Origin of the sequence: Mesorhizobium sp. UC74_2 (assembly GCF_042701485.1) — a bacterium.
Classification (GTDB): Bacteria; Pseudomonadota; Alphaproteobacteria; order Rhizobiales; family Rhizobiaceae; genus Mesorhizobium.
Genome location: NZ_CP170562.1, coordinates 2,995,186 through 3,010,326, shown reverse-complemented (window position 1 = coordinate 3,010,326; position 15,141 = coordinate 2,995,186). Strand labels below are relative to the sequence as shown.

The window sequence follows — 15,141 nt, the reverse complement described above, 5'->3', positions numbered from 1 at the left end:
GTACATAATAACAAGGGATCCCGGACTGTCCGGCCTTCATTGACGACCAAGGGGTGATGTATCATGGCTCAGAATAGCTTGAGGCTTGTAGAGGACAATTCGGTGGACAAAACAAAAGCGCTCGACGCTGCGCTGTCGCAGATCGAACGGGCATTCGGCAAGGGCTCGATCATGCGGCTCGGTGCCAATGAGCAGGCGGTCGAGATCGAGACGGTGCCGACAGGCTCGCTGGGCCTCGACATCGCGCTCGGCGTCGGCGGTTTGCCGCGTGGCCGTATCGTTGAAATTTACGGGCCGGAAAGCTCGGGCAAGACCACGCTGGCGCTGCACACGGTGGCGGAAGCGCAGAAGAAGGGCGGCATCTGCGCCTTCGTCGATGCCGAACATGCGCTCGATCCGGTCTATGCCCGCAAGCTGGGCGTCGATCTCGAAAACCTGCTGATCTCGCAGCCGGACACCGGCGAGCAGGCGCTGGAGATCTGCGACACGCTGGTTCGCTCAGGCGCCATCGACGTTCTGGTGGTCGATTCGGTCGCAGCGCTCACTCCGCGCGCCGAAATCGAGGGCGAGATGGGTGATGCGTTGCCGGGCCTGCAGGCTCGCCTGATGAGCCAGGCGCTACGCAAGCTCACCGCCTCGATCTCGCGTTCCAACACCATGGTCATCTTCATCAACCAGATCCGCATGAAGATCGGCGTCATGTTCGGTTCGCCCGAGACGACCACCGGTGGTAACGCGCTGAAGTTCTACGCTTCGGTGCGCCTCGACATCCGCCGCATCGGTTCGATCAAGGATCGGGACGAGGTCGTCGGCAACCAGACCCGCGTCAAGGTGGTCAAGAACAAGCTGGCCCCACCCTTCAAGGTCATCGAATTCGACATCATGTATGGCGAAGGCGTGTCCAAGACCGGCGAGTTGATCGATCTCGGTGTCAAGGCCGGCATCGTCGAGAAGTCGGGAGCCTGGTTCTCCTACAATTCGCAGCGTCTCGGCCAGGGACGTGAAAACGCCAAGCAGTTCCTGCGCGACAATCCGGATCTTGCCCGCGAGGTCGAGCAGGCGCTGAGACAGAATGCCGGGCTGATCGCGGAGAAATTCCTCGACAATGGCGGCGACAGCGACAACGATCTCGACGACGCCGCAGAAGGCTAACGGTTGGTTCTCCCCTGAGAGCCAGTTCAGCGCCTGATGACAATGGTTTAACCGCCGGCCTTGCGCCGGCGGTTTGCGTTTCTGGCGATGGCTTTGGGTCTGCGCGCATGGGTCTTGCCTGTTTCTGGACAGGCTGGAAGGCTGCCGCTAAAAGGCCTATTCCATTTTCCACCGGCCTTGGCTGGGGGCTTCACCATAAAGGCAGTTTCGATGAGTGGCGTGAACGATATCCGGTCGACCTTTCTCGACTATTTCCGCAAGGAAGGCCACGAGATCGTCGCCTCCAGCCCGCTGGTGCCGCGCAACGACCCGACGCTGATGTTCACCAACGCCGGTATGGTACAGTTCAAGAACGTTTTCACCGGCCTGGAGAAGCGGCCCTATTCGCGCGCCGCAACCGCGCAGAAGAGCGTGCGTGCCGGCGGCAAGCACAACGATCTCGACAATGTCGGCTACACCGCCCGCCATCTCACCTTTTTCGAGATGCTCGGCAATTTCTCGTTCGGCGATTATTTCAAGGAACGCGCGATCGAACTTGCCTGGAACCTGATCACCAAGGGTTTCGGGCTGAAGAAGGACAAGCTGCTCGTCACCGTCTATCACACCGACGAAGAGGCGGCCGGCTATTGGAAGAAGATCGCCGGCTTTTCGGATGACCGCATCATCCGCATCGCGACCTCGGACAATTTCTGGGCCATGGGCGACACTGGTCCCTGCGGGCCGTGTTCCGAGATCTTCATCGATCGCGGCGAGCACATCTGGGGCGGCCCTCCCGGCAGCCCGGAAGAGGATGGCGACCGCTTCCTCGAATTCTGGAACCTGGTCTTCATGCAGTATGAGCAGGTCACCAAGGAGGAGCGCATCGACCTGCCGCGCCCGTCGATCGATACGGGCATGGGCCTGGAGCGCATGGCCTCCATCCTGCAGGGGGTGGAAAGCGTTTTCGAAACCGATCTTTTCCGTCACCTGATCGACGCTGCTTCGTCCGCGCTCGGACAAGGCCCGAACACCGAGAATGTCGCGTCCTACCGCGTGATCGCCGACCACCTGCGCTCGTCATCCTTCCTGGTGGCCGATGGCGTGCTGCCTTCCAACGAGGGCCGTGGCTATGTGCTGCGCCGCATCATGCGCCGTGCCATGCGTCATGCGCAGCTGCTCGGCGCCAATGAGCCTTTGATGTGGAAGCTGGTGCCGGCGCTGGTGCGCGAGATGGGGCAGGCCTATCCCGAGCTCGTGCGCAGCGAAGCACTGCTCACAGAAACGCTGAAGCTTGAGGAAACCCGCTTCCGCAAGACGCTGGTGCGCGGTCTCGGCCTGCTCGCTGATGCCACTGACAGGCTCGGTGCCGGCGACATGCTGGACGGCGAGACTGCCTTCAAGCTCTACGATACCTACGGTTTCCCGCTGGATCTGACGCAGGACGCCCTGCGCCAGCGCAGCATCTCGGTCGACCTTGCCGGTTTCACCGACGCGATGGAACGGCAGAAGGCGGAAGCGCGCGCCAGCTGGGCCGGTTCCGGCGAAGCTGCCACCGAGACCGTGTGGTTCTCCGTGCGCGACAAGACAGGCGCGACCGAGTTCCTCGGCTACGAGACCGAGAAGGCAGAAGGCATCGTCACGGCGATCCTGCGCGACGGCAAGGTCGTTGACGACGCCAAGGAAGGCGACAGCGTGGCGATCATCGTCAACCAGACGCCTTTCTACGGCGAGTCCGGCGGCCAGATGGGCGACACCGGAACGATCTCCGGCGAGGGTTTCCGGATCGACGTCACCGACACCCTGAAGAAGGCCGATGGCCTCTTTGTTCATCAGGGCAAGGTAACCAGGGGTTCGCTGAAGACAGGCGCTGCCGTCGAGCTCGAGGTCGACCATGCTCGCAGGACGCGCCTGCGCTCCAACCACTCGGCGACGCACCTCATCCATGAGGCGCTGCGCGAAGTGCTGGGCACCCACGTCGCCCAGAAGGGTTCGTTGGTTGCGCCGGAGCGGCTGCGCTTCGACATCTCGCACAACAAGCCGATCTCACCAGAAGAGCTGGAAGAGGTCGAGCGTATGGCCAACGAGATCGTTGTCCAGAACAGCCCGGTCACGACCCGGCTGATGTCGGTGGATGACGCCCGTGCGGAAGGCGCGATGGCGCTGTTCGGCGAGAAATATGGTGACGAGGTCCGTGTCGTCTCGATGGGCACCGCCTTGCATGGCGACAAGGCCAACCGGCCATATTCCATCGAGCTTTGCGGCGGCACGCATGTAAAGGCGACCGGCGACATCGGCCTGGTGCGCATCGTTTCCGACAGCCCGGTGGCGGCGGGTGTTCGTCGCATCGAGGCGCTGACCGGCGAGGCGGCACGCCGTCATCTCGATGAACAGGACCGGCGCCTCAAGGCGGTCGCGGCGACGTTGAAGATTTCCCCGGCCGATGTGCTCGCACGGGTGGAAACCCTGCTTGACGAACGCAAGAAACTGGAGCGTGACCTGACCGATGCGCGCAAGAAGCTCGCCATGGGTGGCGGCTCCGCCGGCGCGGCCGAAAACGCCACCGAGACCGTGGCGGGTGTCGGTTTCCTCGGCAAGTCGGTCAGCGGTGTCTCGCCGAAGGACCTGAAGCCGCTCGCCGACGAGGGCAAGAAGGCGCTGGGTTCCGGTGTTGTCGTGCTGGTCGGCGAGGCCGAGGGCAAAGCAAGTGTCGTCGTTGCGGTCACCGACGACCTGATCGGTCGCTTCAGCGCCGTCGACCTGGTGCGCGTCGCATCCGCCGCGCTCGGCGGTCAGGGCGGTGGCGGTCGGCCTGATATGGCGCAGGCTGGCGGTCCCGACGCCTCCAAGGCCAACGATGCCATTGCCGCGGTCAAGGCGGCGCTCGCTGCATAGCAGTCGGGCCAGGTTTCAGTCTGAGCAAACCTCCAGTGCCGGGTGCAATACCCGGCATTGGCTATTCCGGGGCAGCCACCGCAGGCCCGATGCGGTCAACGCGGTTGGTCCAGATCGCACCGTCGAAACGGGCAGGCAGTTTCCTGAACGTCGCGATGTCGTCGACGCCGGTCGAATGTTTCGAACCGTCATTGTCGCCCAGGATCACCAGCGTCGAGCCGTTGGCGTCCAGCCGCTCGCTCAGCCGGTTTGGAAAACCCCAGGCGAAGGGTGCGTAGTTGGCCGGCAGCATGAACAGCGTCTTGCGGCAATCCTCTGGAACATAACCGCTCCAGCCGAGCGCGGCATAACGCATCAGACAGGGGACGACGCGGTCGGTCCCCAGCACGACGGCGTCGGGCAGGGCGGCTCGGTAGGCGTCGATCGCCTTGCCGCCGCCATAGACCATGATGAGCTTCTGCCGCTCCGATGGCAGCGCGCCGATCGTCCTTGCCAGCAGTCGGCCCTCGGCTATGTCGTCGCTCTTGATATTGATCAGCAAACGTTTGGTCGGAAATGCGCTGAGCACCTCGCCAAGGCTCGGCATCTGGCCGATGCCCTTGCCCCGGAACGGGAAGGTCTTGCCACCATCGGCGGTATAGCCATAACCGATGTCGAGCGCCTTCAGCTCCTTAAGGCTCTTTTCGCGCGTTATCCCTTTGCCATCGGTGCGGCAATCCACCGTCCAGTCGTGGAACACCGCGAAGTCACCATCGGTGGTCGGATGGACGTCGAGCTCAACGATGTCGGCGCCGGCTGCAAACGCCGCCCGGAAACCCTCGATGGTGTTTTCGAGATAGGGATGCTCCGGCGAATAGATGCGGTCGGCCGTACAGGTGTCGTTGCCGATGCCGACAGGGGAGAAGGTCTGGCCCAGCCCGCGATGCGCGATCAGCATCGGTCGTCGCTCTGAATTGCCGGCGAGCAGGCTGCTGTTGAATGCCCATATGGCGCAGGCAGCGGCAAGTGCCCCAAGCAGGGCGACGGTTCGTTTGCGCATGATTCCCCCGAATTTGACGCGAGGTTACGCGCTGAACCGGGACAAAATCTGGACGAAGCTGCGCCGCTTTGAAGGCAACCGAGAAAAGTCGAAGCCGGAACGAGGGCGCGTTCCCGGGGAACGCGCCCTCGTTCTGGACTATCCCATGGCGAATGTATCGGGGTCCGGCCCGATCTTGCCCTTGACGCTGTCGAGCTTCTCGATCTCGGCGATGTCTTCCGGCGCCAGCTTGAAGTCGAACAGCTGGAAATTCTCGACGATGCGCGATGGCGTCACCGACTTGGGGATGACGACGTTGCCGATGTCGAGATGCCAGCGCAGGATCACCTGGGCGGCGGTCTTGCCGTGTTTCTTCGCCAGCGCGGCGAGCACCGGATCATGCAGCAGCGTGCCCTGGCCGAGCGGGCTCCACGCCTCGGTCACGATGCCTTCCCTGGCGTGGTAGGCACGCAGCTCCTTCTGCTGGAAGCGCGGGTGCAGTTCCACCTGGTTGATCGCCGGAACGACACCGGTTTCCGCCTTCAACCGCTCGAGATGGGCGATCTGGAAATTGGAAACGCCGATCGAGGCGACGCGGCCTTCCTCGCGCAGCCTGATCAGGGCCTTCCAGCTGTCGACATAACGATCGCGCGATGGCACCGGCCAATGGATGAGATAGAGGTCGATCTTGTCGCGGCGCAGCTTCCCGAGGCTGGTATCGAAGGCCCTGAGCGCCGAATCGTAGCCCTGCTCGGAATTCCAGAGCTTGGTGGTGAGAAAGATGCCGGAAGTGCTTGAAGCGGCAAGCGCATCGCCGACACCTTCTTCGTTGCCATAGATGGCGGCGGTGTCGATCGAGCGGTAGCCGGCCTCGATGGCAGCGGTCACAGCCGCATTGGCGCCTTCGTTCGGCACCTGCCAGACGCCGAAGCCGAGTTGCGGGATAGCCTTGCCGTCGTTGAAACGGATTGTCGGGCTCATGGGTCTCTTTCCTGGAAATGTCTTGAAAGGACAGTGATTGAAGGCGTCCTCGCCAGGCGGTTGCGTGCGGACGTGGAAGGACGCTCGCGGCAAGAAGAGCCGCAGCTCCTATTTGGGGCACCTGATTGCCGAGGACAAGAAAACAGTCTCCCGTTTTGCAAGGGGTAGCAAAAAACTCTTTCGAATTCCCGGTTAGCCGGTCGGCCTGGTGGCCAGAAAGCTCGCGCGCGCCTGCATCGATTGCCACCAGTCAGACAGCGCAGGATACCTGGCCAGCATCGCAGCCGACATCTCGGCCTGCATGAAATAGCCGAACATTGGGGCTGCATGCAGGTCAGCCAAGGTCAGTTGTCCGCCAAGCAGCCACGGACCCGGCAATTTCAGCCCGGCCAGGGTGGCGAGGCAGGTTTCGGCGCGTGGTAGCGCAGCTGAGACGACAGTTTCGTCCACTGCATTACCATCGCGCGGCTTGGAGACGGTCTCGACATAGATGTCCCAGACGAGCGTTCGGTAGGCATAGGCATCGAGCATGCCGACGATCTGGTTCATCACTGCGCGTTCGCGAGGCTGCCCGGGTTGCAGAGCAGGGCCCTCGAAGGCTTCGTCGACATAGCGGGCGATAGCCGTTGTCTCGAAGAGTTTCAGCCCATCATGTTCGAACGCCGGTATCCTGGAGAAGGGATGCAACGCGCGATACCACCCGGGCGGTCCGCCTGCGGCGAAGATGTCGACCGGCACAAGTTCATGATCGACATGTTTCTCCAGCAATGCCAGCCGCGCAATGCGCACATAGACGCTGTAATCCGCACCGTAGAGCGTTGGTCTGTGGTTCATGATCAGGTTTCTCCCTGTCGGCCTGCATATCACGGGGAAACGGCTTGTTTCTTCGTCTTGCAAGTCAGCAGGATTTGTCAAAAGCGGCTATGGTTGTTTCCAGCCGATCGATTTGCATGAGGCCTGACATGAATGGCGAAACGGCATGGGCAGTCTACGAAACGCGTCTGAGACGGGTTTCGAACCACATCCATGAGCACCTCGACGAGGAGCTGGACATGGATGGCCTGGCCGAAATCGCCTGCCTGTCACCCTATCACTGGCATCGGATCTATCGCGCCATCTACGGCGAAACCGCGGCGGCGACAGTCAAGCGACTGCGGTTGCATCGGGCGGCCGGCGACATCGTGGAGACGGATCTCGGCATCAGCGAAATTGCGAAACGGTCTGGCTATCCCAACGTCCAGTCGTTCAACCGCATTTTCAAGGCGGTCTACGGAATGCCGCCGGCGCGCTACCGGAAAGAGGGAAGCCACACACTCTTTGAAAGCAAGCAGAGAAAGGCTTCCATCATGTTTGACATCTCCATCCGCACGCTCAAGCCCACCGAGGTGGTCGGCGTTTCCCACCAGGGTTCCTACATGGGCATCGGCAAGGCGTTCGAACAATTGTTCGGGACGCTTTATGCCCGCGGCCAGGGGCAAGCCGGGCAACGTATGATCGGCATCTATCTTGACGATCCCGACGTCGTGGCGGTCGACAAGCTGCGCTCCTATGCCTGCGTCGAGACGGATGCCGCGCAGCCTGCCCAGGCGCCGCTGGAGCGCCGCACGCTCGAAGGCGGCGACTATGCCGTGCTGCGCCACAAGGGACCCTATGCGGACATGCACAAGGCCTACACCTGGCTCTATGGCGAATGGCTGCCGATGTCGGGGCGCAAGCTGCGCGACACGGTGATGTTCGAAGAGTATCTCAACAACCCGCGTGATGTGGCGCCGGCCGAGCTCCTGACCGACATCAACCTGCCGCTGGTGTGACACGCCGATACCTTTCCAGGGGAAGGGCGGCCCAACAAAAAAGCCCCGGATCGCTCCGGGGCTTTTTCAGTTTCCATCCTGCCAGGGTCAGGCCATGGCCTTCTGCAGGTTCTCGTCGATCTTGTCTAGGAAGCCGGTGGTCGACAGCCAGGGCTGGTCGGGACCGATCAGCAGCGACAGGTCCTTGGTCATGTAGCCGCCCTCGACGGTCTGGATGCAGACCCTCTCCAGCGTCTCGGCGAAACGCTTCAGTTCGGCATTGTCGTCCAGCTTGGCGCGGTGCGCCAGGCCGCGGGTCCAGGCAAAGATCGAGGCGATCGAGTTGGTCGAGGTCTCCTCGCCCTTCTGATGCTGGCGGTAGTGGCGGGTGACGGTGCCGTGTGCGGCTTCCGCTTCCACAGTCTTGCCGTCCGGCGTCATCAGCACCGAGGTCATCAGGCCGAGTGAGCCGAAGCCCTGTGCAACGGTGTCGGACTGCACGTCGCCGTCATAGTTCTTGCAGGCCCAGACATAACCGCCGGACCACTTGAGCGAAGAGGCGACCATGTCGTCGATCAGGCGGTGTTCGTACCAGATCTTCTTCTCCTTGAAGGCGGCCTCGAATTCGGTCTCATAGACTTCCTGGAAGATATCCTTGAAGCGGCCGTCATAGGCCTTGAGGATGGTGTTCTTGGTCGAGAGATAGACCGGATAGCCGCGCAGCAGGCCGTAGTTCAGGGATGCGCGGGCGAATTCGCGGATCGATTCGTCGAGATTGTACATGGCCATCGCCACACCGGCGCCGGGCGCATCGAACACGTCGTGCTCGATAACCTGGCCGTCATCGCCGACGAACTTGATCGAAAGCTTGCCCTTGCCGGGGAACTTGAAGTCGGTCGCCTTGTACTGGTCGCCGAAGGCATGACGGCCGACTATGATCGGCTTGGTCCAGCCCGGCACCAGGCGCGGCACGTTCTTCATGATGATCGGCTCACGGAAGATGACGCCGCCCAGGATGTTGCGGATCGTGCCGTTCGGGCTCTTCCACATCTTCTTGAGCTTGAACTCTTCGACGCGGGCTTCGTCGGGCGTGATGGTCGCGCACTTAACGCCCACGCCATACTTGTTGATGGCGTTGGCGGCGTCGATGGTTACCTGGTCGTTGGTGGCGTCGCGATGCTCGATGCCAAGGTCGTAATAGTCGAGGTTGAGGTCGAGATAGGGGTGGATCAGCTTGTCCTTGATGAACTGCCAGATGATGCGGGTCATCTCGTCGCCGTCGAGTTCGACGACGGGGTTAGCCACCTTGATCTTCGCCATGGAAAGAAGCCTCGCTGCTGGTCGGGAAGGGCCTCGCGCACGGCTCGGCCAAGAGATGCGGCCCCTATATCAAAGCACGATTAGGGGTGCAAACGCTCAGAATGCGAGATTGATCCTCGGCGACAATCAAATACGCGCCAATGAACAAGCCCCACTGCCGGCAGAACATTGCTTTTCGGTCGAAACGGTGATGCTGTCGGCAGCTGTCGATCGGGAGCTCACGCATGATTGATCTGGCCACACTGATTTCTTATGTCGCGATCGTGTTCGGCTTTGTCTTCATTCCGGGGCCGGCGACACTGCTCACTGTCGCGCGCTCGACCAGCTCGGGAACGAAAGTCGGTATTGCCACCGGCGCCGGCATCGCTGCCGGCGACATGATCCACACCGTGCTGGCCATCGTCGGTATCTCCGCCATCATAGCCGCTTCGGCCATGCTGTTTTCGATCGTCAAATATCTTGGCGCCGGCTATCTCGTCTATCTCGGCATCCGCTCGATCCTGGCAAAAGCACCGACGGAGCTGACCGCGAACACACTGCCGATCAGCGCCGGCAAGGCTTTCCGGCAGGCGATATTGGCCGAGGTCCTCAACCCCAAGACGGCGTTGTTCTTTCTGGCCTTCCTTCCCCAGTTCGTGCGGCCGGAAAACGGGCCGGTTCCCTTCCAGTTGCTGAGCCTCGGCGTCATCTTTGTCATGTTGGGGCTGGTGAGCACGCTGGTTTTCGCGTTCGGCGCCGGCGCGCTCGGCAACCTTCTGCGCCGCAATCCGACGATCCTGAAATGGCAGGGCAAGGTCGTTGGCGGCATTTATTGTGCGCTTGGGGTACGCCTGGCGCTGCAGCATCGCTGAACCGTAGGCCGAAAAAGCCAAAGCTTCATTTTCGCGGCCGAATATGGCAGGGGTCGCGACAGTGTCGCAAATGAGCGTTTTGTCATGACGAATTCACCTGAACAGGCCGCCGGGCCCGCCATCATCCTTGTCGAGCCGCAGCTTGGCGAAAACATCGGCATGGTCGCGCGCGCCATGGCGAATTTCGGCTTGAGCGAGCTGAGACTGGTCAACCCGCGCGACGGCTGGCCAAGCGAGAAGGCGCGCGCTGCCGCCAGCAGGGCCGATCACGTCATCGATGCGGTCAAGCTTTACGACGATCTGCCTTCAGCCATCGCCGACCTCAATTTCATCTTCGCCACCACGGCGCGCGAGCGCGACGGCTTCAAGCCGGTGCGCGGACCGGTGGAGGCGGGAAGGACACTGCGGGCCCGAACGCGTGACGGCCTGAAGACCGGCATCCTGTTCGGGCGCGAGCGCTTCGGGCTCTACAATGACGAGGTCGGTCTTGCTGACGAGATCGTCACTTTTCCGGTCGACCCTGCCTTCTCCTCGCTCAACATCGCCCAGGCGGTGCTTCTGATGTCCTATGAATGGATGAAGTCCGGCCTCGAGAACGAGACCGATACCAACTTCTCCAGCGCGGAAATGCTGCCGGCGACCAAGGAACAGCTGCACGGCTTGTTCGGACATCTGGAAGCGGCGCTTGAGGCGCGCGGTTATTTCCGGCCTGCCGCAAAGAAGCCCAAGATGGTCGACAATCTGCGCGCCGTGTTGACCCGCGCCGGCTTCGCCGAGCCGGAGCTGAAGGTGCTGCGTGGTGTCGTTGCGTCGCTTGACTATTTCTCCCCGAAGGAGCCGCGCGGCGCCGGCTATCCTGAGCGCAAGGCCAAGGCTGATCGTGCAGCGCACCCGTCGGAGGACGGCGACGACGCTGACATGCTGCCGCCGGTCGGCGGCAAGGGGCTGGACAACGACTGAGGGCACGAAATGACCGAGCAGCCGATCCTGATCTTCGATTCCGGTGTCGGCGGGCTCACTGTGCTGCGCGAGGCGCGCGTGCTGATGCCCGACCGCCGCTTCATCTACATCGCCGACGATGCTGCTTTTCCCTACGGCAATTGGGAGGAGCCGGCATTGAATGCGCATCTCCTGGCGCTGTTCGGGCAATTGCTGGAACGCTACCAGCCGGCGATTTCAGTCATCGCCTGCAACACCGCCTCGACGCTGGTCATCGACGCGCTGCGTGAGGCTTTTCCCGCCCATCTTTTCGTCGGTACCGTACCCGCGATCAAGCCGGCGGCCGAACGCACGCGCTCAGGCCTTGTTTCTGTGCTGGCCACGCCGGGTACAGTGAAGCGGCAATACACGCGCGATCTTATCGGCAGATGGGCGCAGAAATGTCATGTGCGGTTGGTCGGCTCCACCGCGCTGGCAGGCCTCGCCGAGATCTACATGCGCGACGGTTTCGTCGACGAAGAGGCTGTGCGTGCCGAGATCTCCCCCTGTTTCATCGAACAGGACGGCCGCTTCACCGACATCGTCGTGCTGGCCTGCACCCATTATCCCTTCCTGGTCAACCGCATGCGCAAGACCGCACCGTGGCCGGTTGACTGGATCGACCCGGCCGAAGCGATTGCGCGACGGGCGCTGTCGTTGTTGCAGGATGGAAGGCCGATGGAACCAGCCGAGCTTTCGAGCAACGGCACCGATTTCGCCGTCTTCACCTCGGGCAAGACCAATTTCGCGACGCGGCGCCTGATGCAGGGCTTTGGTCTGACCGCAAGCTGAATTTACCGGAACGCATGGCCCGGCAGGCCGTTTCCCGATCAGGCGGAAACAGGAGATGCGACTATGCCGGCCACCTCAAAAGCGCAGCAGCGCGCTGCGGGCGCGGCGCTCGCCGCCAAACGCGGCGAGATCAAGAAGAGCGAGCTCATCGGTGCGTCGAAACAGATGTATCAGTCGATGACCGAGAAGGAGCTTGAAGAATTGGCAGAAACCAAGCTCGACGGCCTGCCGGAGAAGAAATCCGAGGACTAGCCGCATCCGGCAGGTCAATTCGAGCGTTTCACCATTTCCATTAAACGGTGAAAACGCTCTCCCTGTTATTACACAACTCCAGACGGAAAACCGCTGCACGGTTTTCCCGGAATTGCTCCAGTGGTCAGTAGCCGAGCGTGAAACGCTTGCCAGTGTGCTTCGGCTTTTCCGCCTCGTCGAGGACTGCGTAGGCGAGGTCCTCGACCGAGACATGGCTTTCGCCCTTGGCATCGAGCACCGGCTCATCGCCGCCGAGGCGGAACTTTCCGGTGCGTTCGCCCGGCGCGATGTGGGCTGCCGGCGACACGAACGACCACTCAAGGCCGCTATCCTTGCGCAGTTCGGCAAGCGCATCACGGGCAGCGCGAGCGCCATCCTTGTAGGCGGCGGGGAAGTTGGGCGAATCGACGATCTGGCTGCCGTCCGGCGCCAGCAGGCTGCCGGCGCCGCCTACAACGATCAGGCGCACGCCGGCCTGTTTGGCAGCGGCCGCGATGGCGCGCGAGCCGGTGATATGCTTGTTGTAGATGTCGGGGTCGCCCCAGCCGCCATTGAAAGCGGAGATGACGACGTCATGGCCGGCAAGCAATGCTGCGAGCTGCTTGACGTCGTTGACGTCGCCCTTGACGGCGGTAACGCCAGAGGCTGCCGCGACCTTCTCGGGGTTGCGGGCAATGGCGGTGACGCTGTGCCCGCGCTGGGTGGCTTCCTTGAGCAGTGCGCTGCCGACAAAACCGGAGGCGCCGATAAGGGCGATCTTCATGGATGGTCTCCTTGTCTTATCCCTTCCCCTGAGCGGGAAAGACGGATATTTATGGTAATCAGGTTATCACGGGTAACTAGATAGCTGTCACCGAGGGCGCCGAAAAGAACGCATGATTTCGTGCCCAGGTTACATGGAAGGAACTGCATGAACGCCAGGACGAACGAAGTGGGCGTGCCGCTGCTGCACACCACGCCGGGTTTTGCCACCGACGCCGATGGCAACTGCCCGATCCGCGAGGTGCTCGACCGCGTCGGCGACACCTGGAGCATTCTCGTCATCCTCAACCTGCAGCCGGCATCGATGCGCTTCAATGCGCTGAAACGTGCGATCGAGGGCATCTCCCAGCGCATGCTGACCGTCACATTGCGTTCGCTGGAGCGTGATGGCCTTGTCAGCCGTACCGTGCGGCCAACGACGCCACCGGAAGTGGAGTATGCGCTGACGGAACTCGGCCAGTCGCTTGCCGTGCCGATTGCGGCGCTCGGCGCCTGGGCTGCCGGCAACCGTGACACTCTGCGTTCCGCACGGGCGGCTTTCGACGCCGCCGCTTGAGCCGGGCAGACCTTCCCCGCACAGGACATCGACAACACATGCCTGCTTTGCGCTGGGGAAAATCGCTCCTTTCTCCTCATGGCCATTGCCAGATTTCATTAGCGGGCTAATCATTGCCTCGCGGTGGGGTCATTCTGCGGAGGAAGGAATGAAACGCTACTGGAAGGATTTTGCTCGACCTGCCCTGTTCGTACTGGCTGGCGTCGTGGCTGCGACCGGCGTTCGCGCCGAGGATGCCAGGCTGGTGCAGGGCGACGACCCTTACTACAAACAGGCCGACGGCGCGCTCAACCAGATACTGAAGCGCCAGAAGAACACCAACCGCGCCAAGAACGTCATCCTGGTCGTAGGTGACGGCATGGGTTTCTCCACCGTTACCGCAGCCCGTATCTTCGAGGGGCAGCAGCGCGGGGTCGACGGCGAATCCAACGTGCTCGCCTGGGAGGCATTCCCTTATCTTGCGGCCTCCAAGACCTACTCTGCCGATGCCCAGATCACCGACTCCGCTCCGAGCGCGGTTGCCATGACGACGGGCGTGAAAACCATCAACGACCTGATGGGTCTCAACCACACCGCCAGGCTGGATTCCTGCGAGGACCAGAAAACCAAGGCGGTGACAACCTTGTGGGAAATGGCCGAAACGCTCGGCGTGTCGACAGGAGCGATCACCACGGCGCGGCTTACGCATGCCACGCCGGGCGCCACCTACTCCCATATCGCCAACCGCGATTGGGAATCGGATGCCGACATGCCGGCCGAGGCGGTATCCGCCGGCTGTGCCGACATCGCGCAGCAATTGGTCGACATGCGCTACGGCAACGGTCTCGAGGTGGCGATGGGCGGCGGCCGTGATCGCTTCCTGCCGGCCACGGCAGCCGATCCGGAATATGCCGACAAGAAAGGCAAGCGCAAGGACGGCAAGGACCTGACGCAGGCCTGGCTCAGCCGCTATGGCGACAAAGGTGCCTTCGTGTGGAATGCCGAGCAGTTCAAGGCGATCGATCCCACCAGGACCGATCATCTGCTTGGCCTGTTCGAGCCGTCCCATATGCAATACGAACATGACCGTCCGGGCGACAAGGCGGGCGAGCCTTCGCTGGCGGAAATGGCGGAGAAATCGATCGATATCCTGTCGCGCAATCCGGAGGGCTATGTGCTTCTGGTCGAGGGCGGGCGCATCGACCATGCCAGCCATGAATCCAACGCCTATCGCACGCTTTCGGATGCAGCGGCGATGAACGAGGCGGTCAAGGCGATCCTGCGCAAGGTGGACCTCGACGAGACGCTGATCGTTGTCACCGGCGACCACAGCCACACACTGACGATCGCCGGCTATGCCAAGCGCGGCAATCCCATCCTTGGCATTTCGGTCGGTGTCGATGATGAACCGATCTACGGCAAGGATGGGAAGACCTACACCACAATCGGCTTTGCCAACGGGCCGGGGGGCGCGGAAAAACCATCCGAGCGGCCCATGCTGACCTCGGAGGAGACAATGAAGCCGGACTTCGTGCAGCACTCGCTGGTGCCGCTCTCCAGCGAAACGCATGGCGGCGAAGATCTTGGCATCTATGCCATCGGGCCGTGGGCGCATCTGTTCCAGGGCACTGTGGAGGAAAACTACACCTTCCACGTCATGAACTATGCGTCCGGCATTGGTGACAGACTTCAGAAGAAGCAATAGCTGTAAGGCGTCGGTTCTGTCCCGCCGTTGACAAGGCGGGACTCTTCAACTAGGTAGCCGCCCAAGCACCGGGCCACGCGTCCGGTGTTTGGTTTTCCGTGGCTGCGAGACCGGACGGAAAACAGCGTACACTT

General features: G+C 62.1%; 14 protein-coding genes. 9 read left to right on the top strand and 5 right to left on the bottom strand.

Annotation, left to right across the window (positions count from 1 at the left end; translation table 11 throughout):
* Positions 1 to 63: 63 nt before the first annotated feature.
* Both recA and alaS read left to right on the top strand, forming a co-directional pair.
* Positions 64 to 1,152 (top strand): recombinase RecA, encoded by a 1,089-nt coding sequence (recA, locus tag ACFJIU_RS14705; RefSeq protein ID WP_054314012.1) that lies wholly within the window; start codon positions 64 to 66, stop codon positions 1,150 to 1,152.
* A 210-nt stretch (positions 1,153 to 1,362) separates the two neighbouring features.
* Entirely contained in the window at positions 1,363 to 4,023 is a 2,661-nt protein-coding gene (alaS, locus tag ACFJIU_RS14700) for an alanine--tRNA ligase (RefSeq protein WP_379072665.1), read from the top strand.
* Between the two features lie 61 nt (positions 4,024 to 4,084).
* Here the strand turns inward: alaS and ACFJIU_RS14695 are convergent, their stop codons facing one another.
* The 3 genes from ACFJIU_RS14695 to ACFJIU_RS14685 form a co-directional block, all read right to left on the bottom strand.
* Positions 4,085 to 5,062 (bottom strand): glycerophosphodiester phosphodiesterase family protein, encoded by a 978-nt coding sequence (locus tag ACFJIU_RS14695; protein ID WP_379072663.1) that lies wholly within the window; start codon positions 5,060 to 5,062, stop codon positions 4,085 to 4,087.
* A gap of 138 nt (positions 5,063 to 5,200) precedes the next feature.
* On the bottom strand, positions 5,201 to 6,022 hold the full coding sequence (locus ACFJIU_RS14690; protein WP_379072661.1) for an aldo/keto reductase: 822 nt from the start codon (positions 6,020 to 6,022) through the stop codon (positions 5,201 to 5,203).
* A 192-nt stretch (positions 6,023 to 6,214) separates the two neighbouring features.
* On the bottom strand, positions 6,215 to 6,856 hold the full coding sequence (locus ACFJIU_RS14685; RefSeq protein WP_379072659.1) for a glutathione S-transferase family protein: 642 nt from the start codon (positions 6,854 to 6,856) through the stop codon (positions 6,215 to 6,217).
* Positions 6,857 to 6,984: 128 nt separating this feature from the next.
* Between ACFJIU_RS14685 and ACFJIU_RS14680 the strand changes: the two genes are divergently transcribed.
* Complete coding sequence (locus ACFJIU_RS14680; protein ID WP_379072657.1) at positions 6,985 to 7,833, top strand: GyrI-like domain-containing protein; 849 nt, start codon at positions 6,985 to 6,987, stop codon at positions 7,831 to 7,833.
* An 87-nt stretch (positions 7,834 to 7,920) separates the two neighbouring features.
* On the opposite strand, the gene ACFJIU_RS14675 is transcribed toward ACFJIU_RS14680, so the two are convergent.
* A complete protein-coding gene (locus ACFJIU_RS14675) occupies positions 7,921 to 9,132 on the bottom strand; it encodes an NADP-dependent isocitrate dehydrogenase (RefSeq protein WP_379072655.1) in 1,212 nt (403 codons plus the stop codon).
* A gap of 224 nt (positions 9,133 to 9,356) precedes the next feature.
* On the opposite strand from ACFJIU_RS14675, the gene ACFJIU_RS14670 reads away from it, so the two are divergent.
* From ACFJIU_RS14670 to ACFJIU_RS14655, 4 genes are all read left to right on the top strand, one after another.
* A complete protein-coding gene (locus ACFJIU_RS14670; RefSeq protein ID WP_379072653.1) occupies positions 9,357 to 9,983 on the top strand; it encodes a LysE family translocator in 627 nt (208 codons plus the stop codon).
* 84 nt (positions 9,984 to 10,067) lie between these two features.
* Positions 10,068 to 10,943 (top strand): RNA methyltransferase, encoded by an 876-nt coding sequence (locus tag ACFJIU_RS14665; RefSeq protein WP_379072651.1) that lies wholly within the window; start codon positions 10,068 to 10,070, stop codon positions 10,941 to 10,943.
* A gap of 9 nt (positions 10,944 to 10,952) precedes the next feature.
* A complete protein-coding gene (murI, locus tag ACFJIU_RS14660) occupies positions 10,953 to 11,753 on the top strand; it encodes a glutamate racemase (RefSeq protein WP_379072649.1) in 801 nt (266 codons plus the stop codon).
* A gap of 63 nt (positions 11,754 to 11,816) precedes the next feature.
* Complete coding sequence (locus tag ACFJIU_RS14655) at positions 11,817 to 12,005, top strand: DUF3008 family protein (protein WP_326891459.1); 189 nt, start codon at positions 11,817 to 11,819, stop codon at positions 12,003 to 12,005.
* Between the two features lie 124 nt (positions 12,006 to 12,129).
* On the opposite strand, the gene ACFJIU_RS14650 is transcribed toward ACFJIU_RS14655, so the two are convergent.
* Complete coding sequence (locus ACFJIU_RS14650; RefSeq protein WP_379072647.1) at positions 12,130 to 12,768, bottom strand: NAD(P)-dependent oxidoreductase; 639 nt, start codon at positions 12,766 to 12,768, stop codon at positions 12,130 to 12,132.
* A gap of 147 nt (positions 12,769 to 12,915) precedes the next feature.
* Here ACFJIU_RS14650 and ACFJIU_RS14645 point away from each other — a divergent pair, with 147 nt between their 5' ends.
* The gene (locus ACFJIU_RS14645; RefSeq protein ID WP_379072645.1) at positions 12,916 to 13,323 is read left to right on the top strand and encodes a winged helix-turn-helix transcriptional regulator; all 408 of its coding nucleotides are present in this window, start codon (positions 12,916 to 12,918) and stop codon (positions 13,321 to 13,323) included.
* Between the two features lie 148 nt (positions 13,324 to 13,471).
* On the top strand, positions 13,472 to 15,007 hold the full coding sequence (locus ACFJIU_RS14640; protein ID WP_379072643.1) for an alkaline phosphatase: 1,536 nt from the start codon (positions 13,472 to 13,474) through the stop codon (positions 15,005 to 15,007).
* Positions 15,008 to 15,141 lie beyond the last annotated feature (134 nt).